We start from the raw sequence: 20,808 nt of genomic DNA, 5'->3' as shown, positions 1-20,808 counted from the left end.
TGTTTCCTACTTCCAGCCGTCGTCCGGGAAATGGGGTGCCTTGAAGGGGTGAATCGTCTTGTAGTGATCCACGGTCCAGCCCATGACGATACGCCCGTCCGGCAAGGTCTTCTTGAGGATCTTGTAGTCCTGTTCCATTCCTCTGGGCGCGCCGGGAACGGTGTATTCCTCGGAATTCGCCCACCGCTTCTCATGCGGCTTCTGGTCCCCGGCGAACGTCTTCGGGTCGCCCGTTTTGGGGTCCGTCTGCCGGACGCCGTTCCCCGCTCTGATCTCCTCGTATGCCCTGATCGTCACCTTCGGCAGTCCCTGCGGCATCGGGTCGGACAGTCGGGGCGGCTTGCCCTTGCACCCTTCGAGACCCAGCGGGTCCCGCCAGGTGAGCGGATTGGGGACGTACGCGTGATCATGCGTGGACGGGACGAGCCCCAGAGGGTCGGGGGAAAGGTAGCGGGCGGTCTCGAGGTCGTAATAGCGGAAATAGTTGTAGTGCAGGCCCGTTTCGTGGTCCGCGTACTGGCCCGGGAAACGGAGCGGGCATTCCGTCGTGCCGGAAGGGGCAGGGAGAGGGGTTCCCCAGACGGTGGTGCGCCGCTGCCATTCCAGATCGCCCCCGGCGGTGAGCAGCTCCGTCGGAGTGCCCGTCTGATCGGTGATCACCGCGAGGAACACCGCGGGGGACAGCGGTTCCTGGTGGACCTGGGCCAGCGGACGGTGGGTGTCCGGTGCGTACTCCCAGGTCGTGGTGGCGCCGTCTCCGGTGGTCTGCTCCGCCAGTCGCGAGTCGTCCCAGACGAAGCGGACGGTGGAGCCCGAGCTTCCCTTCTTGTCCAGACGGCGCCCCAGAGGGTCGTAGACGTACGTCCACTCCTCGCCGTCCGGAGTCGTGGCCCGCGTCAGGCGGTCCTCGGCGTTCCAGGTGTAGGTCCAGGTGCGGGTCTGGCCGTTGAGGAGTTTGCGGGTTCTGCTGATCATGCGTCCAGCCGCGTCGTACTCGTACGTCGTGCGGCCCGCACGCTGGACGAGCGTTCCGGAGACGTCCCTGTCGCCCGGGGACGGGTGGGCCGGGGCCTCGGCGGCGGTCTGGTTGCCGACCGCGTCGTAGGCGTACCGCTCCGACCAGCCGTGGGCCTGGACGGCGGTGGGGCGGCCCATGGGGTCGAGGGTGAACTTCCGCGTGCCGCTCGTGAGTTCGCGGATCTCGGTGATGTAGCCGTCGGGGCGGTAGGCGTACGTGCGGTGCTGGAGGAGGTCGCGGTCCGGGCCGGTGAGCTGCTGGGTCGTGAGGCGGTCTGTCTCGTCCCAGGTCTGGGAGAGCTTGACCTCGCCGACCGTTCGCTCGGTCTCGCGGCCCGTCGCGTCGTGCGTGAAGGCCAGCTCGTTGTCCGCCGTCGTCAGGGCCAGCGGGAGGCCTGCGGCGTCGTACGTCCAGGTGGAGACCAGCCCGGAGGGCGTGGTGCGGTGGGTGCGGTTGCCCTGCGCGTCGTAGGCGTAGGTGAGCGTACGGTCGTCCACCGTCTCCGCGAGGACGCGGCCGAGAGGGTCGCGTTCCCAGCTCAGTCGAGCCGCCGGGCTCGCGGCATGCAGCAGGGCGCCGTCGGCGTCGTACGCATACGTCGTCTCTTCGCCGCCCGTCTCATCGCGCTCGCGCACCACGCGGCCCATCGCGTCCAGCTCGTAGCGGAGCGTCTCGCCGCAGGCGTTGGTCCTCGCCACCAGGTCGCCCGTCGCGTCGAGTTCGTACGTGCGGGTCGCGCCGTTGAAGTCGGTCTCGGCGACGAGGCGGCCCGCCGGGTCGTACTCGTAGCGCCACTCCCTGCCCTGCGGGTTGGTCACGGACAGGAGCCGCAGCTCCGTGTCGTACGCGAAGGCGTAGTGCGCGCCGTCCGGGTCGGTGCGGGTGGCGGGGAGGTCGAAGTGGGTGTGGGTCCAGCGGGTGGTGTGGCCCGCCTCGTCCGTGTGGGTGGCGAGGTTGCCCTCGGGGTCCCAGTTCCAGGTCTCGCGGGTGCCGTCGGGCTGTTCGCGCCAGGCGGGCTTGCCCTCGATCGTCCAAGCGTGGCGGGTGGTGCGGCCCAGGGGGTCGGTGAGGGAGGTGACGCGGCCGTGCGGGCCGCGGCGGACGGTGGTGACCGCTCCCGTCGGGTCCGTCACGGATAGGGGGAGGCCCGTGGCGTCGGACGTGACGTGCGTGGCCTGGCCGTTCGGGTCGGTGACCGAGGCCAGGTGGCCCGCCGCGTCGTACGCGTAGCGCGTCGTGGCGCCCGTCGGGTCGGTCGTGCTCGTGCACGCGCCCCGGTCGTCGTACGTGTGGCGCCACGCCCCGCCGCCCGGTTCGCGGACCTCCAGGGGGAGGCCCAGGTCGTCGTACACGGCCTCCGTGACCGCGCCGTCGGGCCCGGTGACAGAGGTGCAGTTGCCGTCCTCGTCGTACGTGTAGCGGGTGGTGCGGCCGAGCGGGTCGGTGACGCTGACCGGGTGGCGGTTGGTCTCGTCCCACTCGGTGTAGGTGGTGTGGCCGAGCGGGTCGGTCTCGGCGGTGACCTTGTACGCCTCGTTGTAGACGTACGTGGTCGTGCGGCCGAGTGAGTCGGTGTAGCGGTTGGTGCGGGCGGCCGGGTCGTAGTGCATGCGGCCGGAGAGGATGCCGTCGGGGCCGATGCCGCGCAGGACGCGGCCGCGGTGGTCGTAGACGTAGGCGTACGTGGTGCCGTTGCGGTCGGTCCAGGACGTGACGCGGTGCTCGTCGTCGTAGCGGTAGCGGAGGGGGAGGCCCGTGGAGTTGACGACCTCCGTGAGGTCGCCCGCCGGGCTGTAGGCGTAGGCGAGCAGGCGGGTGCTCGCGCGCTGCTCGCCCTCGCCGTGGTGCAGGCGGAGGCCGGTGATCCGGTGGAGCGCGGGGTCGGTCTCGACCTCGATGTCGTAGCCGCCGGAGTGCGTGACGCGGACGGGCGTGCCGTGCTCGTCGTACGTGAAGGCGACGCGGTCCCCCTCGCCGGTGCGGTCGGTGATCGCGTGGAGGACCAGCTCCCGGCCGGCGGCGGGCAGGGGCGCGAAGTGGAGGGTGCGGTTCTGCTCGGGGACGGTGAGCGTGACGGTGCTGTCGGGCTTGCCGTCCCAGAGCAGGGGCCAGCGCGGGCCGCTCGTCGGGAACGTAGGTACCTCGGGCTCCGGGACCGGGTAGGTCAGCACCATGCCGTCGGGCGCGACGTAGACGACGCCCTCGTCGTCGAGTTCGAGGCGCTGGTCGAGGGTCGCCGCCCAGGACGGGCCGAACCAGCCGCCGCAGGGGTGCCCCGAGACGTAGTGCCGCTCCAGGACGAGGGGGAGCGCGCCGGGCAGCTCGACGTCCGTCGCCGACATGATCATCTCGCCGCTGGCGGCGTCGATCGGCTCGCCGGTGCCCTTCTTGCTGCCGTTGCCCTCGCCGCTGTTCCCGGAGTCCCCGTCGGCGCGGCCCCGCGCGCTGCCGTCCCGGCGCAGGGCGCTCTCGCGGCCCTTGAGCCGTTCCGCCGCGTTCTTCGCCGCCGAGAGGCCGCGCTTGGCGCCGCCCGCGCCGCCGCTACCGAGGGCGAGCAGCAGTTCGGGGGTGAGCTGCCCCGCCGCGCGTGCGGGATTGCGCTGCCACTCGTCCCAGTTGACGGCGGCTTTGGCGAACTCCTTCGGGTGATCGGCGGCGTACGCCACGCCGTCCACCATGCCCGCGAGCTGCAGGTCGGTGCTGCCGGGGCCGTCCGCGACCATGGCCCTGAGCTGCTTCTCCCAGGAGAGGCCCGTGTCCCCCACGCCGCGCAGGAAGTCCTTGCCCCAGCCCTTGACCTTGTCCATGCCCTGGGGGCCGGGCTTCTTCTTCGGCGCCTTCTCCGCCGCGGTCTCCAGCTTGCGCGCGGCGGTCTTCACGACGCCGTCGAGCTCGGCCTCCAGCTTGTCGAGGCGCCGGAGACAGGCGTCCATGGCGGCGTCGCCGGGGTCGCTCTCCGGCGGGCGTTCGGGCAGCGGGTCGTCCTTGCGTTCGACTGCCGCGTTGTACGCCTCGACCCTCTTCCAGTACCGCTTGGACGTCGCCCTGGCCTCGTCCGCGTCCGCGATGATCGGCTTGACCCGCTTGTGGACGGAGCGGAGCTTGTCGGCGTACGCGTCGAGGGCGTTCGCGGCGGAGGTGAAGTGCTTCTCCGCGGAGCTCAGTTCCCTGGGCAGGCTCCGGGTCGCGTTCTCGAACTCCTCGGCCCCGGCGCCCGTCCAGTTCTTCAGCATCAGCACGTCGAGCTGGGAGTTGCCGTCCTTGAAGGCGCCCGCGTACGCCTTGAGCTTGACGACCAGGTCGTCGACATCGGACGGCTTCCCGTAGATCACGTCGGAGGGCTTGGCGTTCGGGGGTATGCGCTCGACCGTGCCGCCCTCGATGGCGTCCTTCTGCGTCACGCGATCGTTCCCTTCCCGCCGTCGGTGACCCAGCCGCCGTCGTAGAGCTTGCGGGGGTTGGAGGGCGGGTCACCGGTGACGACGCCGTCGCCGTCCCCGCCGCCGGTCTTGCCGTCGGCCCGGCCGTTGTCGGTGAGCCAGGGCTCCTGGTAGATCTCCGGCGCCGGGTCGAACTTCGGCCGGTTCCCGGCCTGCCACGACCTCATCGCGTGGTCTCCCCAGGGGAGCTTGGCGATGTTGTCGGCGGTCGGCTCGAAGTCCTTGATCCGGAGCAGGTCCGCGAGCATGTACGCCGCGATGACCTGCCTGAGCGTCTCGACCACGGCGTCCGCGTGCTCGGCGACCCGGCCCATCCCGTAACCCCAGCCGGAGAGCAGGTCCCGGGCGGGCTTCACGATGTCGAAGGTGGCCGACTCGTTGATGTGGTCGGCCATCGGCTTCCAGTCGTTCTTGATCTTGCGCGCGGCGGTCATCGACTCCTCCATGGGCGTGAGGATCTTCCGCAGCGAGGAGATCTCGACCGCGTACCCGGCCCCCGGCTTGGCGCCGCCCTTGTCCTCCTCGCCGCTCATCGGCCCTGCTCCGTGTCTGCCGTACGCAGTACGTCGGCGTCCAGCAGGAACGGCCCCGGCTCAGGCCCGAGCGGATCCACCAGCGCCCGTACGCCCTCGGGCAGCAGCTCGGCCAGGTCCTCCGCGGTGGTGGACGCCCAGTCGCACGCCCCCGCGAACAGCGCGAGCCGCTCCCAGGACGTGAACACGGGTACGAGAGCCCCGTCCTCGGTCTCGGAGACCAGGAACCCTGGCTCCTCGGGCCGCTGGAAATACAGCCGCATCGCGCGTACGGCGTCGAGCCGTTCCGCCGACGACATCCGCGCCACGGCCTGCTCCTGCACCAGATCCCGCAGCGACATAGGCCCCCCGCCCCCCTGTTACTCACCAGCAACTCCGGCGGCATAGTGACACAAGAGCCCAGCGCACGTCGCCGCACGACCCCCTCCTGTACCGCGTCCGTGACGGACGCCACGCCTCTCGGTCAGGCGGCGTCGGGGGCCAGTTCGCACCACACGTACTTGCCCGCGTAGGTGAGCCGGTGCCATCCCCAGTCCTCGGAGCAGGCCCGTACGAGCGCCAGCCCGCGCCCGTTGTCCGCTTCCGCCTCCGCGTCGACGGCCGCCGGTCGGGGGCTCGGCGGCGTGGGATCGGTGTCCCACGCCCCGAGGCGCAGGGCGCTCCCGCTCCAGCAGAGCCTTATCGCGACGGGGCCTTTGGTGTGCGTGACGGCGTTGGTGACCAGCTCGGTGCCGAGGAGTTCGGCGGTGGAGGTGAGGTGGGGCAGGCCGTGCGCCGTGAGGGCGAGCCGGAGGGTCTGCCGACAGACGGCGACGGCGCGGGGATCGTTGGGAACGTGCAGCGTGTAGCCCCAGGGGGCTTCGGATTCGGGCATACGGGACTCCAGGAGGGAGGTGCCGAGGGGAGGGGCCGCCGGTGGCAGTGCCACGCGTGTCATGGCATGACGGCGCGGTGCGCTTCCGGGAGTCCCGGTGTGTGTGCGTTACATCACTGACGGTAGGGGTAACAAGTGACCCCAGTCAAGGTGAGTCCCGTAGTCTGCGTGCGGCAACTGCGGGGAAAGTAGGGGAACATGCCAGCTCGACAAGTGATCACTGCTCGGCAGTCGCGACTGGCGACGGAGCTGCGCAAGCTCCGCGAGAAGGCTGGGCTGTCGGTCCAGGAAGCGGCGAGATCGCTCGGTATCGCTCATACCAAGCTCTCCAGCACCGAGTCCGCGAGGGTGGGCGTCAGTCCGGCCCGGGTGCGTCACTTCGCGTGCCAGTACGCCTGCGACGATCCCCCGCTCATCGAGGCATTGGTCAACATGGCCACGGAGCGGAAGCGTGGCTGGTGGGCGGAGTTCGAAGGGCAACTTCCCGCAGGCTTCCTGGACCTCGCGGAACTGGAGCACCACGCGTGGGGTCTGCGCACCTTCGAGAGCGTGCACGTTCCGGGTCTCCTGCAGACCGAAGAGCACATCCGCGCCATCTACTCGGCCTCGGTGCCGCAGCTCCCCGCGGAGCAGGCGGAGGCTCGGACGGCCTTCAGGCTGAGCCGTCAGGTGGTGCTGTCGCGCGAGTGTCCACTTCGCTTCGACGTTGTCATCCATGAGGCGGCACTGCGCGTCAGGGTCGGGGACCGCAAGGTCGCACGCCGCCAGCTTCTCCATGTCGCTGAACAGTCGGAACGTCCAGGCGTCTCGATCCGCATCGTCCCCTTCAGCGCCGACGGATTCACGCACATGGGGAACCCGCTGCTGTATGCGGAAGGGCCTGTTCGGCGGCTGGACACGGTGCTGGTGGACAGCGCTCACGGTGGCAGCCTCATCGACGCGGAGGCGCAACTGGGCCGGTATCGCCGGGTCCTGGCGGAGGTGGAGGCTGCGGCGCTGAACCCCGTAGAGTCAAGGGAGCTGGTTCACGCACTGTCACGAGAACTCTGAGGTGGGGACGTATGGAGCCTCTCGCATGGCAAAAGTCTTCGTTCTCGGGCAATGAGGACGCGCCCAACTGCGTGGAGGTCGCGGACGACGCGGCAGGCGGACTTCTGCTGCGCGAGAGCGAGGCGCCGGGCGTGACGCTTGCCGTCAGTCCTGCCGGGTTCGACGGTCTGGTCCGGCACCTGAAGGGCGACTGAGCGCTCGGATTGACGCGCCTCTCGTGTCACGGGTGTGGCGGATGCTTGGGTTACGGAGACCTCGCAAATGCGACCTGAGGCGGAAATGCCGGCCTTGGCTGCTCCGGTCACGAGCTGTTCCACCCATGGATCCGGGTCACGGGCGCGGGAAGCGGGCGCGCGGGGCGTCGATGCAGGTGTCCCGGGACGTGGGGCCGCCGAACCGAAGACGGTCGTAGGCCGTGAACGCCGGTTCCAGCGTGTCGAGTTCGTCGACCAGTGCGTGCAGCCGCTCGGACCACCGTGCTGAACCGGCATCCGGCTCGTTCGCTGCGGCGCTGATCGCGGTCGTCAGGAACTCTTTGCGCTGAATGGCGGCAGGGGTCACCGAGTGCAGGCACACATACTGTCCGCTGAGATACGCATTCCACTCCGCCTTCCCGGTGATCGGGTCGGCCCAGTGAGCGGTGAACCACGCTTCGAGCAGCTCTACGCCGCCAGCTTCGTCGGCGAGAGCGAACAGGTCGGCCGGCACCATCTCGGCACCGTCGGAGCGCAGATATCCCGGAAGCGGCAGGTGCTGCCCCAGCATCAGCCGGCGGACCGCATCGGCATCGCGGCCATGAATTGCGCACAGTTCCTCCAGGGCAACGAACTGCGCGCTGACGTATGCGTCATCGGTATCGGTCATCGGATGGTCGCCGTTGACTTCGCGGAATCGCTCGGCGAGCCGCTGCTTCAGATCTGTCTCCGACATCGGGTCGCCTCCGGCGTTTACCAGCGCGGGCATCTCCCGCACCGGACTCGGCACGCTACCGACCGGACGGTTCGGCACTCACCGAACCATCGATGGAACCACGACAGCACGAGGGCACCTCGCCCTCGCTCCGCCCACCGATCCACAGCTCTTGACCATTACTCTATTTGTCGGCACGCCGTCCACTGTGGCTCTCTGGAGACTTCTCCGTCGGGGGCGATCAGTTCGGTGGGGTGTGAATCTGATGCACCGACCAGTCAGTCCTCGAATTAGTCCTCGAAGGTCGGCCTCAGATAGAGCGATCTGATTCCTTCAGGGGAGCCGCCCAGGACGACTCCGTGGGCGATCTCGACGTGCCACCGCGCGTCATCGCCTTCGGGCGGGCTCGCCGCGAACCATCCCGTGGACCGGTCGAACCTGCGGTCCCAGTGCTGAGCGGGAATCGACACGGAGACGCCCTCTTCGAAGGGTTCCCTGGGCGTCAGGATCACCAGGCCCGGCCGCGCGTCGGGGGCCCCGACCTCTCCGTCTCGCCAGCCGGTGTACGGCTCGTATCCCCAGGCGTAGAGCGCTCGGCCCGCCTGAACACTCACCTGGATCTGGAGCGTGTCGATCGACACGCTGGCGAAACCCTCGTCGCCCACGTCCGACAGCAATTCCTCGGCGTCCGGGGCCCGAAAGCGAAATCCATACTCTGACCTGCTGTACACGAGCTCACCCGGCAAGGGGGCGCCGGGGTGCCACTGGGCCTTGATCTTATTCACCTCTCACAAAGCATGAATCACCAGCTCCCATGTTCCGTCACGGCCGCGGAAGCTCCCGGGGGTGTCCCAGCGGACCGCTCCTAGGTGGTGTCTTCAATTGATCTTGGGTGGTGGATCATCGTGGGGTGATTCGTCGCCATGAACTGTCGGATGCGGAGTGGGAGTTCGTCCGTCCGTTGCTGCCCGAGTCGTTGCGGGGCAGGAAGCGGGTGGATGACCGCACGGTGCTCAACGGGATCGTGTGGAAGTTCCGCACCGGGACCGCCTGGCGGGACGTGCCCGAGCGGTACGGGCCGTGGGCCACGCTGCACACCCGCTTCCGGCGGTGGGCCCTGGACGGCACGTTCGAGCGGATGCTGCGGGCGGCCCAGGCCCGAGCGGACGCGGCCGGGGACATCGACTGGCTGGTGTCGGTCGACTCCACCGTCGTCCGCGCCCACCAGCATGCCGCCGGGGCCCGAAAAGGGGGCTGCGCGCACCCGCACTCGGACGGTCCCGGGGCGGCCTGACCAGCAAGATCCACCTGGCCTGCGACGCGGCGGGCCGCCCGCTGGCCCTCACCCTCACCGGTGGGAACACCAACGACTGCACCCAGTTCACCGCCGTGATGGAGGCGATCCGGGTGCCCCGGACCGGTCCGGGGCGCCCCCGCCTGCGGCCCGCCCACGTGCTGGGCGACAAGGGCTACAGCTCCCAAGCCATCCGCACCTGGCTCCGGCGACGCGGTATCGCCCACACCATTCCCGAGCGGGCCGACCAGATCGGCAACCGGCTCCGGCGTGGCAGCCGGGGCGGGCGCCCGCCCGCCTTTGACAAGCAGCTCTACAAACGGCGCAACGTGGTCGAACGCTGCTTCAACCGCCTCAAGCAGTGGCGCGGCATCGCCACCCGCTACGAGAAGACCGCCGAGTCCTACCAAGCAGCCGTCACCCTCGCCGCACTCCTGATGTGGGCGTGACATTTGAAGACACCCCCTAGGGGTCCTAGGCCCAGCGGCCGAGAGGAAGGGTGTTCGCGGTAGGAGTCGGTTGTCGGGGGTGCCGCTTACCGTGGGGCGTATGGGCGTTGATGAGGAGACCGTGGCGGTCGTCGGGGGGATCGGGGAGGGCGCGGGGCCGGGGGAGAAGGTGACCGTGCTGAGCGGGGCGTATCGGGCGCTGACGTTCGGGATCGTCTCCGTCGTGCTGCTCATCGCCTTCGAGGCGACCGCGGTCGGCACGGCGATGCCGGTCGCCGCCGACGAGCTGAACGGGATCTCGCTCTACGCGTACGCGTTCTCCGCCTTCTTCACGACCTCCCTCGTCGGCATGGTCGCCTCCGGGCAGTGGTGCGACCGGCGGGGGCCCGTGCCGCCGCTGGCGACGGGGATCGTGGCGTTCGGGGCGGGGCTCGTGCTGTCGGGGACGGCGGCGAGCATGTGGATGCTGGTGCTGGGGCGGGCCGTTCAGGGCGTGGGCGGCGGGCTCGTGATCGTCGCGCTGTACGTGACGGTGAGCCGGGCGTATCCGGAGGCGCTGCGGCCCACCGTGATGGCGGCGTTCGCCGCCTCGTGGGTGGTGCCCTCGATCGTCGGGCCGCTGATCTCCGGGACCGTCACCGAGCACCTGGGCTGGCGCTGGGTCTTCCTCGGCATCCCCGTCCTCGTCGTGCTGCCCCTCGCCGTGATGATGCCGCCCCTGCGCCGCCGCGCCGCCGGGCCTCCCGAAGGGGTGGTCAAGGAGGCGAAGGCGGGCTCGCGGCGGATACGGCTCGCGCTCGCCGTCGCCCTCGGCGCCGGGCTGCTCCAGTACGCCGGGCAGGACCTGCGGCCGCTGTCCCTCGTCCCCGCGCTCGCGGGCGCCGCGCTGCTCGTGCCGTCCGTACGGGCGCTGCTGCCGCGCGGCACGTTCCTGGCCGCGCGCGGGCTGCCCGCCGTGGTGCTGCTGCGCGGCATGGCGGCCGGGTCGTACATCGTGGCCGAGAGCTTCGTGCCGCTCATGCTCGTCACCCAGCGTGGGCTGTCCGTGACGATGGCCGGGCTCACGCTCGCCGCGGGCGGTCTCACCTGGGCGCTGGGCTCCTTCCTCCAGTCGCGCCCGCGCATGGAGCCGCACCGGGAGCGCCTCGTACGGACGGGGATGGCGCTGGTGACGTTCGGGATCGCCTACGCGCCGCTCGTGCTGGTCCACTCCGTGCCGGTGTGGACGCTGGTGGTCGCGCTGACGCTGAGCTGCCTCGGGATGGGGATGGTGATCTCCTCGCTGAGCGTGCTGCTGCTGCGGCTGTCGGCGCCCGAGGAGACGGGGCGGAACTCCGCCGCGCTGCAGATGTCCGACAGCCTCTCCAACGTGCTGCTGCTCGCCGCGACCGGCGCCGTCTTCGCCGCGCTCGGCGGCGGCGCGGTGTCTGTGGAATCGGGTGCGGAGGAGGGGTCGGCGGCCAAGCCTGCCGCCTTCGTCGTCGTCTATCTGGTCTCGGCGCTCGTCGCCGCGCTCGGCGTCTTCGTCGGGGGGCGGCTCCATCGACGCGAGCCGTGATCCAGAAGCAGTGATCCAGAAGCAGGGGACCGGCCTGGTTGCGGCTTCCCAAATTCTGCTTATGGTTCGGTCATGTTCGACTCGCGGCACATCAAGACCTTCCACGAAGTGGTGCGGACCGGTTCGTACTCGGCGGCGGCCCGCGCCCTCGGGTACACCCAGCCCGCGATCACCCAGCAGATGAAGGCGCTCGAACGGGCCGTGGGCACTCCCCTGTTCATCCGCGTGGGCCGCCAGATGCGGCTGACCGAGGCCGGGGAGGCGCTCTCCCGGCACGCGGGCGTGATCCTCGACAGCATCGCCACGGCCCAGCAGCAGATGTCCTCGCTGACCCGGTTGCGGGCGGGCAAGGTGCGGGTCTGCGCGTTCCCCAGCGCCGGGGCCACGCTGGTCCCCGAGGCGCTGACCAGGCTCGCCGTCGACCACCCCGGCGTGCGCGTCGAGCTGCAGGAGGGCGAGCCGCCGGACTCGCTGCGCCGCGTCGTGCGCGGCGAGTGCGACATCACGCTCGCCTTCACCTACCCCGGGCTGCACGAACAGGTGCCCGAGGAGCTGGTCGAGATCCCGCTGCTGGAGGACCAGCTCACGGTGCTGCTGCCGACCGGGCACCCGATGGCCCGGCGCCGCGCCGTGCAGCTCGCGGACCTGGCGGGGGAGCGCTGGATCGCGGGCTGTCTGCGCTGCCGCGCCAACTTCCTCCACGAGTGCGCCGAGCTGGGCTTCGCGCCCGACATCGCGTTCACGACGGACGACAACCTCGTCGTCCAGAGCCTGGTCGCGGAGGGCCTGGGCATCGCGATGATGCCGGGTCTCGTGCTCTCGTTCCTCGTCCACCAGAAGGTGACGGGCCGGGCGCTGGACCCGGCCTCGCGGCGCCAGGTCTCGGCGTACGTGCTGCGCGAGCACCTGGAGATACCGGCGACCGCGCTCGTCCTCGACGAACTGCGGACCGCGGCCGAGCGCCGCGTCGGCTGCTGAGCCTTTCCCTTCACCTATAAGCGGAACTCAGGGGTCGGCCAAGAAACCGTCGTTAGACGTGATAGGAGGCCCGCGCCACGCTGCTGGCATGGCCCCCACAACTGACCCCAGCACCGCCCTCCGTACGACCGAGCGACTGACCGCCCTCGTCGAGGACGTCCGCGAGGCGGTCGGCAAGGGCCTGCCGCCCGACGTGACGGCGTACCTCGTCGGCGAGAAGCTCGCGCCCCACCTCGGCGCGGCGGACCTGCTCGCCCCCGCCCAGTGCGAGCCCGACCCCGAGCGCTACCGGCAGCACCTGCTGCACGCCGAGGGCGACGGCAGCTTCTCCCTCGTGGCCCTCGTCTGGCTGCCCGGCCAGTGCACGCCGGTCCACGACCACGTCTCCTGGTGCGTCACCGGCGTCCACCAGGGCGAGGAGCACGAGCGCCGCTACCGGCTGCTGCCCGCCGACGCCGCGAGCGGCGCCCCCGCGCGGCTCGTCGCCACCGAGGACGTCGTCAACCCGGAGGGCTCCGTCTGCGGCTTCGCGCCCCCCGGCGACATCCACCGGGTGTGGAACGGCTGCGAGAAGACCGCGATATCCATCCACATCTACGGCGCCGACATCTCCCGCCTGGGGACGAGCGTCCGCCGGATCTACGACCTCCCGGCCGACGACGCGGCCTCCGCCTGATGGCTCTGCTGGGGGAACGCGCACGGACGTCCACCGCTGCCCCGGCGGACCGGGTCCCGCGCTCCGGCCCGCCCAGCAAGCTGCCAGGGCTGGCGATGGCCGCGCTCGGCGTCGCCGCCGCGTCCGGCGTGCATCTGCTGGTGCCCGGCGTGCCGATGCTGACGGCCGCCGTCGTCCTCGGCATCGCCGTCGCGCACGTGCCCGGCACCCGTGGCCTCGTCCGCGGCCTGGCCCGGCCCGGACTCACCCTCGCCGGGAAGCGGCTGATGCGGCTCGGCATCGTGCTCCTCGGGTTGAAGCTCAGCATCGGTGACGTGCTGGGGCTGGGCTGGGCGACGGTCGTCATGGTCTTCGCCGTGGTCGCCGCGACGTTCTTCGGTACGGTCTGGCTCGGCCGGAAGCTCGGCCTCCGCGGCGACCAGCCCGTACTGATCGCCACCGGTTACTCGATCTGCGGCGCCTCCGCGATCGGCGCCGTCAGCGAGGTGCGCGACAGCGACGAGCGGGACGTCGCCACGTCCGTCGCGCTCGTCACGCTGTGCGGCACGCTCGCCATCGCGGTGCTGCCCCTGCTGCACGCTCCGCTGGGCCTGGACGACGCGCAGTTCGGCCGCTGGGTCGGCGCTGGGGTGCACGACGTCGGCCAGGTCGTCGCCACGGCCCAGACTGCGGGGCCCTCCGCGCTCGGGCAGGCGGTGCTGGTGAAGCTGGTCCGCGTGATGATGCTGGCGCCGCTCGTCGCGGCGATGGTCGTCGCGGTACGGAGGCGCGCCCGCGCGGGGGAGGGGTCGGGCGCGGACGGGAAGCGGCCGCCGCTCGTTCCCCTCTTCGTCGCCGGGTTCCTCGCGATGGTCGTCGTACGGACGACGGGGTGGCTGCCGGACGCGGTGCTGGACGGTGCCGGGACCGTGCAGGAAGTGCTGCTCGCCGCGGCTCTGTTCGGCCTGGGCAGTGCGGTTCACCTCCCCTCCCTCGCTCGCACGGGAGGGCGTGTCGCCGCGCTTGGCCTCTGCTCCTGGGTCGTGATCGCCGGTGTCTCGTACGGGGGCGTACTGCTGACCACGTAGCGCCGGGTGCGGCCTCCGGGCTGCCCCTTGCTCACCGTTGCCGAGTGCGGCCGGGTGCCTGGCTCGGCGCGCAGTTCCCCGCGCCCCTGGTTGTGCCCCCTCAGCCAGGGGTGCCCCGTCAGGGCATGAGGGCATCCGGCACGGTCCCCGCCGGGGCCACCGGTACTCTGGGACGCTGCGTCGACCGCCCCAGCGAACCGAACCGGCACCCGGAGACCGTGACTACCACCCCGACCAACAGCCACAGCCACCACCTGTCCCCTGCCTTCCCCGGCCGTGCCCCCTGGGGCACCGCCAGCAAGCTGCGCGCCTGGCAGCAGGCGGCGATGGACTCGTACCTGGAGAAGCAGCCGCGGGACTTCCTCGCGGTCGCGACCCCCGGCGCGGGCAAGACGACGTTCGCACTGACGCTCGCCTCGTGGCTGCTGCACCATCACGTCGTGCAGCAGGTGACCGTCGTCGCGCCGACCGAGCATCTGAAGAAGCAGTGGGCCGAGGCGGCCGCGCGTGTCGGGATCAAGCTGGACCCCGAGTACAGCGCCGGGCCGCTCAGCAAGGAGTACCACGGGATCGCGATCACGTACGCGGGCGTGGGCGTACGCCCGATGCTGCACCGCAACCGGGTCGAGCAGCGCAAGACCCTGGTGATCCTCGACGAGATCCACCACGCCGGTGACAGCCGCTCGTGGGGCGAGGCATGCCAGGAGGCGTTCGAGCCCGCGACGAAGCGCCTGGCGCTGACCGGTACGCCCTTCCGTTCGGACACCAACCCGATCCCGTTCGTGGAGTACGCCGAGGACAAGGAAGGCATCCGCCGTTCCGTCGCGGACTACACGTACGGCTACGGGGACGCGCTCGCGAACGGCGTCGTGCGGCCCGTCATATTCCTCTCCTACAGCGGCAACATGCGCTGGCGCACCAAGGCGGGCGACGAGATCGAGGCGCGGCTCGGGGAGCCGATGACCAAGGACGCGATCTCGCAGGCGTGGCGCACCGCGCTCGACCCGCGCGGCGAGTGGATGCCCGCCGTGCTGCGCGCGGCGGACCGGCGGCTGACCGAGGTGCGCAAGGCCGTGCCGGACGCGGGCGGGCTCGTGATCGCCGCGGACCAGGACTCGGCACGCGCGTACGCGAAGCTGATCCGGGAGATCACCGGGCAGGGCCCCACCGTCGTCCTCTCCGACGACCCGGGTTCCTCGCAGCGCATCGAGGACTTCCGGCAGAGCGAGGACCGCTGGATGGTCGCGGTGCGGATGGTGTCCGAGGGCGTGGACGTGCCGCGGCTCGCGGTCGGGGTGTACGCGACGACCGTCTCCACGCCGCTCTTCTTCGCGCAGGCCGTGGGCCGCTTCGTACGGTCGAGGCGGCGCGGCGAGACGGCGTCCGTCTTCGTGCCGACCATCCCGACGCTGCTCACGTTCGCGAACGAGATGGAGGTCGAGCGCGACCACGTCCTCGACAAGCCGAAGAAGGACACCGAGGAGGATCCGTACGCGGAGGAGGAGAAGCTCCTCCAGGAGGCCGAGAAGGAGCAGGACGAGGACACCGGGGAGCAGGACCAACTCCCGTTCGAGGCCCTGGAGTCCGACGCGGTCTTCGACCGGGTGATGTACGACGGTGCCGAGTTCGGCATGCAGGCGCACCCGGGCAGCGAGGAGGAGCAGGACTATCTGGGCATTCCGGGCCTGCTGGAGCCCGACCAGGTGCAGATGCTGCTCCAGAAGCGGCAGGCCCGGCAGATCTCGCACAGCAGGAAGAAGCCGGCCGAGGAGGCCGACCTCCTGGAGATGCCCGCCGAGAACCGGCCCGTCGTCACGCACAAGGAGCTCCTGGAGAAGCGGAAGCAGCTCAACACGCTGGTGGGCGCCTACGTCCACCAGAGCGGCAAGCCGCACGGCGTGATCCACACCGAGCTGCGCCGGGTCTGCGGCGGCCCGCCGAGCGCGGAGGCCACGGCGAACCAGATCGACGCCCGGATCGAGAAGGTCCGCGAGTGGGCGACCAAGATGCGCTGACCGAACGACCGAACGACCGGTCGCCCCGCTGACCTGTCCATGGCGGGGGATGTTTCGGTCGAGAGCGGACACGGAACGCCCGGATTCTGGACAAGCCCTTCCGGTGAGCGGTGCCGCTCGCTAGGTTTCCCGTCACATACACGCCCCGTGGCACCGTTGCCGCGGAGCGCAGCCGGTGACTTCGTACGCATTGCCACAAGCCAGTGCCACCCGCGACCGGCGGCCTCCAGGCGCTCGGCGCACCGCGGCTGCCGTCACTCACTCTAGGAGGGGGCGTCGTGACCGCGGAGACCTCTCAGACGCTCGACCGAGGGCTGCGAGTCCTCAAATTACTGGCCGACACGGACCACGGCCTGACCGTGACCGAGCTGTCCAACAAGCTCGGCGTCAACCGCACCGTGGTCTACCGTCTGCTGGCCACCCTGGAGCAGCACGCCCTCGTCCGCCGCGACCTGGGCGGCCGGGCCCGGGTCGGGCTCGGGGTGCTGCGGCTGGGACGCCAGGTGCACCCGCTCGTACGGGAGGCCGCGCTGCCCGCGCTGCGCTCGCTCGCCGAGGACGTCGGCGCGACCGCGCACCTCACCCTCGTCGACGGGACGGAGGCGCTGGCCGTCGCGGTGGTCGAACCGAGCTGGACCGACTACCACGTGGCCTACCGCACCGGCTTCCGGCACCCCCTGGACCGGGGCGCCGCGGGCCGCGCGATCCTCATGGGCCGCGGCCCGGACCACGAGCTGGGGCCCGGATACGTGCTGACCCACGGCGAGCTGGAGGCGGGGGCCAGCGGCGCCGCGGCCCCCGTGCTCGGGGTGAGCGGCATCGAGGGGAGCGTCGGCGTGGTCATGCTCTCCGAGGTCGTGCCGGAGCAGGTCGGCACCCGCGTGGTGCGCGCCGCGAACGACGTGGCGGACGCCCTGCGCTGAGCGGGACCGCCCGTACGCGTCATGTCCGTACGCCCTCATGTCCGTGCGTCCGTACGGGCGTGAGGGCGCCCCTCGGCCATCGACTAGATTGCGGGGGTGACCGAGAAACCGCGCCCGCGCCTTGCCCTCTTCTCGACGCGCCGCCGGACGCTGACCGTCTGCGCGGTGCCCGTCGTCGCGCTGCTCGCCGTCGCGGCGTTCGCGCCGCTGCCGTTCTCGCTGGCGCAGCCCGGCGACACGGCGGACGTGCTGGGGGAGAACGCGGGCAAGCCGGTCATCTCGTTCCCGGACGCGAAGGACGGCGGGAAGGACACCGGTGAAGCGGGGAAGGGCGAGGGCAAGCTGCTCGCCGTCACGATCGGGGTCACCAACCCGGACGTCACGGTGCGCGCCGCCGACGTCGCCCGTGCCTGGTTCGCCGAGGACCGCGCGGTGATGCCGCGCGAGGCGGCGTACCCGGAGGGCGACAGCGTCCGCGAGGTCAAGCGCTCCATCCACAAGCAGATGAAGGACTCCCAGGACAAGGCGGTCACGGCCGCCCTGCGCCAGCTCGGCAAGAAGCCCGGCGACGTCGACGTCTCCCTCCGCCTCGGCGACGTGGGCGGCCCGAGCGCGGGCCTCCTCTTCTCCCTCGGCATCGTCGACAAGCTCGAAGGAGACCTCACCGGCGGCCGTACGATCGCCGGGACCGGCACCATCGACGCGCAGGGCAAGGTGGGCCCGGTCGGGGGCGTACCGCTCAAGATGCGCGCCGCCAAGCGCGACGGGGCACGCCACTTCCTCGTCCCCGAGAAGGAGTGCGGGGAGGCCGAGGCCCAGCGCCCGAAGGGCCTGCGCCTGATCCCGGTCACCACGCTGGACAAGACCCTGGACTCGCTCAAGGCGCTGAAGGACGGCGGGAAGCTGCCCAGCTGCTAGGGCCGGGACCCGGGCACCTCACCCGTCCTTGAGGAACCCCTTCTTCACCATCCAGTCCTTCGCGACCTCGTGCGGGTCCTCGCCGTCGACGTCGACCTTGGCGTTCAGCTCCCGCGCCACGTCGTTGTTCAGCGCCTTGGTGACGGGGGCCAGGACCTCGGCGATTTGCGGATGCTTCCGCAACGTGTCGGCGTTGATCTCCGGGGCCGCGTTGTAGTTGGGGAAGAAGTGCTTGTCGTCCTTGAGGACGTTGAGCTTCATCGCCTTGATGCGGCCGTCCGTCGTGAAGACCTCGCCGAAGGTGCACGGGGAGCCCTGCGCGGCCTGGGTGTAGACGACGCCCCCGCTCATCTTGTGCACGCGGGACGAGGGGATGGACATCCCGTACTTCTTCTCCATGCCGGTCAGTCCGTCGTCGCGGGACGCGAACTCGTTCTCGACGCACACCGAGACCGCCGACGGCTGCGACTTCGCCAGCTTCGCGACGTCGGAGAGCGTACGGACGCCGTACCGCTTCTGGAGGCGGTCGTTGAGCGCGAGCGCGTAGGTGTTGTTCAGCGTGGACGGGCGCAGCCAGACGATGCCGTTGCGCCGGTCGGCGTCGCGCACCGCCTTCCACTGCTTCTCCGGGTCGATGATCGGCTTCGTGTGCCCGAGGTAGGTGATCCAGCCCGTGCCCGTGTACTCGTACATCCCGTCCGCCGTCCCCGACCTGACCGCCTCCCGGGCGCCGATCGAGCCCTGGATGCTGGTGCGGTCGACGACCTCGGCGCCCGCCGCCTTGAAGGCCAGGCCCATGATCTGGCCGAGGACGATCTGCTCGGTGAACTCCTTGGACGTCACCGTGAGCTTGGCCCCCTCCAGCGGCTTGCCCTTTCCGACGCTGCCGGGCTGGACGCTGTCGGTCATCGGGCTGCCGCTGACCAGTCCGCAGGCGGCGAGGGGGAGGGCGAGCGCGGTGGCGGCCAGTCCGGCACGTACGCGGGCGAGAGTCATGACGAGCCCTCCAGACCCCGGGGCCGCAGCAGCAGTTCGGCCAGCGAGGCCAGCCAGTCCACGAGCAGCGCGAGGGCCACGGTGAGGATGGAACCGAGGAAGAGCACCGGCATCCGCTGGTTGGTGATCCCGTCCGAGATCAGGTCGCCGAGCCCGCCGCCCCCGCCGAAGGTGGCGAGGGTCGCGGTGCCGACGTTCAGCACGAGCGCGTTGCGCACGCCCGCGAGGATCAGCGGGACGGCCAGCGGGAGTTCGACCCTGGACAGGACGCCCAGCGGCGACATCCCGATCCCCTTCGCGGCCTCGACCAGTGCGGGGTCGATGGTGCGCAGCCCGGCGATGGTGTTGGCCAGCACCGGCAGCACGGCGTAGATCACGATGCCGACGATCGCGGTGTTCGCGCCGACGCCGAGCCAGATGACGAGCAGGATCAGCAGGCCCAGCGCGGGGATCGCCTGACCCAGGTTGGCGATGATCATCGCGATCGGCGCCGCCCTGCGCAGCCAGGGGCGGGTGAGCGCGATGCCGAGCGGGATGGCGATGATCAGCACGAAGAACGTGGAGATCACGGTGAGTTCGATGTGCTGGCGCAGCCGCAGCCCGACGTTGCCGCCGGAGATCGAGTTGCGCGCGATCGAGTCGAGGTCGGCGCCCCGGAACCAGAGCCAGGTGCCGAGCAGCATCAGCACCACGAGGCCCGGCAGGATCGTCAGCTTCCGCCAGGTCAGCCGCGAGAGCGGGCCGCCCTCGGGTTTCGGGGGCGGGGCGGGCGCGGGCTTCTCGTCGTCGTGCGCGGGGTCCTCGACGCCGTCGTACTCGTGCTCCAGTGCCTCCAGCAGCGGATCACGCCCGCGCCCGCGGCCGCTCATCGGCCGCCCTCCTCCGCGCCGCCCGGCTGTTCGTCACCCGCGTCCCGCTCGTGCTGCTCCTGGAGCTCCTCCAGCCGGTGCTGGTGCTCGACGGCCTCCATCCGGTCCTCGTCGAGGAGTTCGTGGACGGAGTTCATCAGCGTCTCCATGTCCACGACGCCCGTGTACTCGCCGCGCTTGCCGGTGACCGCGACGCGCCCCGCGTTGTCGGTGAGGACGGCCTCCAGCGCGTCGCGCAGCGTGGCGTCCCTGGTCACGGTGTCGTTGACGAGCGTTCCCGCGCGGGCGAGCGAGCCCTTGGCGCGCATCAGGTCGCCGCGCCGCAGCCACTTGTACGGGCGCCGGTGCCGGTCGAGGAGCAGCACCTCGTTGGTCGCGCCGCCGCCCAGCAGGTCGAAGATGTCCCGCAGCGGCTGCTCCATGGTCACGGTCGGGAAGTCGACGACGGCCACGTCCCGTACGCGCGTGAGGTTGAGCCGCTTGAGGGCCGCGCCCGCGCCGACGAAGCCGGAGACGAAGTCGTCGGCGGGGTTGGTGAGGATGGCCTCGGGGGTGTCGAACTGCGCGATGTGCGAGCGCTCGCGCAGCACGGCGATACGGTCGCCGATCTTGATGGCCTCGTCGAAGTCGTGGGTGACGAAGACGATCGTCTTGCGCAGCTCGCGCTGCAGCCGGATCAGCTCGTCCTGGAGGTGGTCGCGGGTGATCGGGTCCACCGCGCCGAACGGCTCGTCCATCAGCAGCACCGGAGGATCGGCCGCCAGCGCCCGCGCCACGCCCACCCGCTGCTGCTGGCCGCCGGAGAGCTGGCGCGGGTAGCGGCCCTGGAACTCGCCGGGCTCCAGCCCCACCAGGTCGAGCATCTCCTCGACGCGTGAGGTGATCCGGGACTTGGACCAGCCGACCATCTTCGGGACCAGCGCGATGTTCTGCGCGACGGTCATGTGCGGGAAGAGGCCCGAGGACTGGATCGCGTAGCCGATCTTGCGGCGCAGCTTGACCGCGTCCATGTCGGTGACGTCCTCGTCGCCGATGCGGATCCGGCCCGAGCTCGGCTCGATCAGCCGGTTGATCATCTTCAGCAGCGTGGTCTTGCCGCCGCCCGAGGGGCCGACGAGGATCACGGTCTCGCCCGCCTGGATCTCCATGCTCACGTTGTCCACGGCGGGCGCCGAGGTGCCCGGGTAGCGCTTGGTGAGCCCTTCGAGCTGGATGGTGGCACCGGAGGTCATGGTTCCGCC

The 20,808-nt window shown here is 70.8% G+C and carries 19 protein-coding genes; 10 read left to right on the top strand and 9 right to left on the bottom strand.

The window, feature by feature from the left end:
- Window positions 1-6 precede the first annotated feature (6 nt).
- The 4 genes from ACGF3A_RS36660 to ACGF3A_RS36645 all read right to left on the bottom strand — a co-directional run bounded on the left by ACGF3A_RS36660 (window position 7) and on the right by ACGF3A_RS36645 (window position 5,865).
- Window positions 7-4,419 carry a putative T7SS-secreted protein gene (locus tag ACGF3A_RS36660; RefSeq protein ID WP_393734825.1) on the bottom strand — a complete coding sequence of 1,471 codons (4,413 nt, stop codon included), beginning with the start codon at window positions 4,417-4,419 and terminating at the stop codon, window positions 7-9.
- Entirely contained in the window at window positions 4,416-4,991 is a 576-nt protein-coding gene (locus ACGF3A_RS36655; RefSeq protein ID WP_393734824.1) for a hypothetical protein, read from the bottom strand. The genes ACGF3A_RS36660 and ACGF3A_RS36655 overlap by 4 nt, the downstream gene beginning before the upstream one ends.
- Entirely contained in the window at window positions 4,988-5,332 is a 345-nt protein-coding gene (locus ACGF3A_RS36650) for an SseB family protein (RefSeq protein WP_393734823.1), read from the bottom strand. Before ACGF3A_RS36650 ends, ACGF3A_RS36655 begins: the two co-directional genes overlap by 4 nt.
- Before the next feature lie 122 nt (window positions 5,333-5,454).
- Entirely contained in the window at window positions 5,455-5,865 is a 411-nt protein-coding gene (locus tag ACGF3A_RS36645; RefSeq protein ID WP_393734822.1) for an ATP-binding protein, read from the bottom strand.
- 213 nt (window positions 5,866-6,078) lie between these two features.
- On the opposite strand from ACGF3A_RS36645, the gene ACGF3A_RS36640 reads away from it, so the two are divergent.
- Both ACGF3A_RS36640 and ACGF3A_RS36635 read left to right on the top strand, forming a co-directional pair.
- Window positions 6,079-6,915: a helix-turn-helix domain-containing protein gene (locus tag ACGF3A_RS36640; protein ID WP_393734821.1), complete on the top strand. Its 837-nt coding sequence runs from the start codon at window positions 6,079-6,081 to the stop codon at window positions 6,913-6,915.
- 11 nt (window positions 6,916-6,926) lie between these two features.
- Complete coding sequence (locus tag ACGF3A_RS36635) at window positions 6,927-7,109, top strand: DUF397 domain-containing protein (RefSeq protein WP_393734820.1); 183 nt, start codon at window positions 6,927-6,929, stop codon at window positions 7,107-7,109.
- Window positions 7,110-7,245: 136 nt separating this feature from the next.
- Here the strand turns inward: ACGF3A_RS36635 and ACGF3A_RS36630 are convergent, their stop codons facing one another.
- On the bottom strand, window positions 7,246-7,845 hold the full coding sequence (locus ACGF3A_RS36630; protein WP_393734952.1) for a DUF6058 family natural product biosynthesis protein: 600 nt from the start codon (window positions 7,843-7,845) through the stop codon (window positions 7,246-7,248).
- A 269-nt stretch (window positions 7,846-8,114) separates the two neighbouring features.
- On the bottom strand, window positions 8,115-8,609 hold the full coding sequence (locus tag ACGF3A_RS36625; RefSeq protein ID WP_393734819.1) for a hypothetical protein: 495 nt from the start codon (window positions 8,607-8,609) through the stop codon (window positions 8,115-8,117).
- 128 nt (window positions 8,610-8,737) lie between these two features.
- On the opposite strand from ACGF3A_RS36625, the gene ACGF3A_RS36620 reads away from it, so the two are divergent.
- The 8 genes from ACGF3A_RS36620 (at window position 8,738) to ACGF3A_RS36585 (ending at window position 17,702) form a co-directional block, all read left to right on the top strand.
- Window positions 8,738-9,567, top strand: a protein-coding gene (locus ACGF3A_RS36620) for an IS5 family transposase (RefSeq protein WP_393734951.1) whose coding sequence is annotated in 2 segments (ribosomal slippage) — window positions 8,738-9,074 and window positions 9,074-9,567 — 831 coding nt in all. Because the reading frame shifts where the segments join, the coding sequence is not laid out codon by codon here.
- A gap of 100 nt (window positions 9,568-9,667) precedes the next feature.
- Window positions 9,668-11,125, top strand: a complete 1,458-nt coding sequence (locus tag ACGF3A_RS36615) for an MFS transporter (protein ID WP_393734818.1) — start codon at window positions 9,668-9,670, stop codon at window positions 11,123-11,125.
- Window positions 11,126-11,197: 72 nt separating this feature from the next.
- Entirely contained in the window at window positions 11,198-12,103 is a 906-nt protein-coding gene (locus tag ACGF3A_RS36610) for a LysR family transcriptional regulator (RefSeq protein ID WP_393734817.1), read from the top strand.
- A gap of 88 nt (window positions 12,104-12,191) precedes the next feature.
- Entirely contained in the window at window positions 12,192-12,779 is a 588-nt protein-coding gene (locus tag ACGF3A_RS36605) for a cysteine dioxygenase (protein ID WP_393734816.1), read from the top strand.
- Entirely contained in the window at window positions 12,779-13,846 is a 1,068-nt protein-coding gene (locus ACGF3A_RS36600) for a YeiH family protein (protein ID WP_393734815.1), read from the top strand. The genes ACGF3A_RS36605 and ACGF3A_RS36600 overlap by 1 nt, the downstream gene beginning before the upstream one ends.
- A gap of 218 nt (window positions 13,847-14,064) precedes the next feature.
- Complete coding sequence (locus ACGF3A_RS36595; protein WP_393734814.1) at window positions 14,065-15,861, top strand: DEAD/DEAH box helicase; 1,797 nt, start codon at window positions 14,065-14,067, stop codon at window positions 15,859-15,861.
- Between the two features lie 278 nt (window positions 15,862-16,139).
- Window positions 16,140-16,784, top strand: coding sequence for an IclR family transcriptional regulator (locus ACGF3A_RS36590; protein ID WP_393734813.1), 645 nt, complete (start codon window positions 16,140-16,142; stop codon window positions 16,782-16,784).
- Window positions 16,785-16,880: 96 nt separating this feature from the next.
- A complete protein-coding gene (locus ACGF3A_RS36585) occupies window positions 16,881-17,702 on the top strand; it encodes a S16 family serine protease (protein ID WP_393734812.1) in 822 nt (273 codons plus the stop codon).
- An 18-nt stretch (window positions 17,703-17,720) separates the two neighbouring features.
- On the opposite strand, the gene ACGF3A_RS36580 is transcribed toward ACGF3A_RS36585, so the two are convergent.
- Genes ACGF3A_RS36580 through ACGF3A_RS36570 form a run of 3 tightly spaced genes read right to left on the bottom strand, consistent with a single transcriptional unit; the run spans window position 17,721 to window position 20,799 of the window.
- On the bottom strand, window positions 17,721-18,698 hold the full coding sequence (locus ACGF3A_RS36580) for a glycine betaine ABC transporter substrate-binding protein (protein WP_393734811.1): 978 nt from the start codon (window positions 18,696-18,698) through the stop codon (window positions 17,721-17,723).
- Window positions 18,695-19,567, bottom strand: a complete 873-nt coding sequence (locus tag ACGF3A_RS36575; RefSeq protein ID WP_393734810.1) for an ABC transporter permease — start codon at window positions 19,565-19,567, stop codon at window positions 18,695-18,697. Before ACGF3A_RS36575 ends, ACGF3A_RS36580 begins: the two co-directional genes overlap by 4 nt.
- Window positions 19,564-20,799, bottom strand: a complete 1,236-nt coding sequence (locus ACGF3A_RS36570; RefSeq protein ID WP_393734950.1) for a betaine/proline/choline family ABC transporter ATP-binding protein — start codon at window positions 20,797-20,799, stop codon at window positions 19,564-19,566. The genes ACGF3A_RS36575 and ACGF3A_RS36570 overlap by 4 nt, the downstream gene beginning before the upstream one ends.
- Window positions 20,800-20,808: the final 9 nt, after the last annotated feature.

The sequence above is a fragment of the Streptomyces sp. NPDC048172 genome, from assembly GCF_043202595.1.
Taxonomy (GTDB): Bacteria; Actinomycetota; Actinomycetes; order Streptomycetales; family Streptomycetaceae; genus Streptomyces.
This window is presented reverse-complemented; position numbering and strand designations above follow the sequence as displayed.

Coding starts and splice junctions, on each gene's coding strand:
- ACGF3A_RS36615 (WP_393734818.1), top strand. CDS start 9,668: ATGGGCGTTGATGAGGAGACCGTGGCGGTCGTCGGGGGGATCGGGGAG.
- ACGF3A_RS36630 (WP_393734952.1), bottom strand. CDS start 7,845: ATGTCGGAGACAGATCTGAAGCAGCGGCTCGCCGAGCGATTCCGCGAA.
- ACGF3A_RS36655 (WP_393734824.1), bottom strand. CDS start 4,991: ATGAGCGGCGAGGAGGACAAGGGCGGCGCCAAGCCGGGGGCCGGGTAC.
- ACGF3A_RS36575 (WP_393734810.1), bottom strand. CDS start 19,567: ATGAGCGGCCGCGGGCGCGGGCGTGATCCGCTGCTGGAGGCACTGGAG.
- ACGF3A_RS36650 (WP_393734823.1), bottom strand. CDS start 5,332: ATGTCGCTGCGGGATCTGGTGCAGGAGCAGGCCGTGGCGCGGATGTCG.
- ACGF3A_RS36610 (WP_393734817.1), top strand. CDS start 11,198: ATGTTCGACTCGCGGCACATCAAGACCTTCCACGAAGTGGTGCGGACC.
- ACGF3A_RS36605 (WP_393734816.1), top strand. CDS start 12,192: ATGGCCCCCACAACTGACCCCAGCACCGCCCTCCGTACGACCGAGCGA.
- ACGF3A_RS36600 (WP_393734815.1), top strand. CDS start 12,779: ATGGCTCTGCTGGGGGAACGCGCACGGACGTCCACCGCTGCCCCGGCG.
- ACGF3A_RS36645 (WP_393734822.1), bottom strand. CDS start 5,865: ATGCCCGAATCCGAAGCCCCCTGGGGCTACACGCTGCACGTTCCCAAC.
- ACGF3A_RS36580 (WP_393734811.1), bottom strand. CDS start 18,698: ATGACTCTCGCCCGCGTACGTGCCGGACTGGCCGCCACCGCGCTCGCC.
- ACGF3A_RS36635 (WP_393734820.1), top strand. CDS start 6,927: ATGGAGCCTCTCGCATGGCAAAAGTCTTCGTTCTCGGGCAATGAGGAC.
- ACGF3A_RS36570 (WP_393734950.1), bottom strand. CDS start 20,799: ATGACCTCCGGTGCCACCATCCAGCTCGAAGGGCTCACCAAGCGCTAC.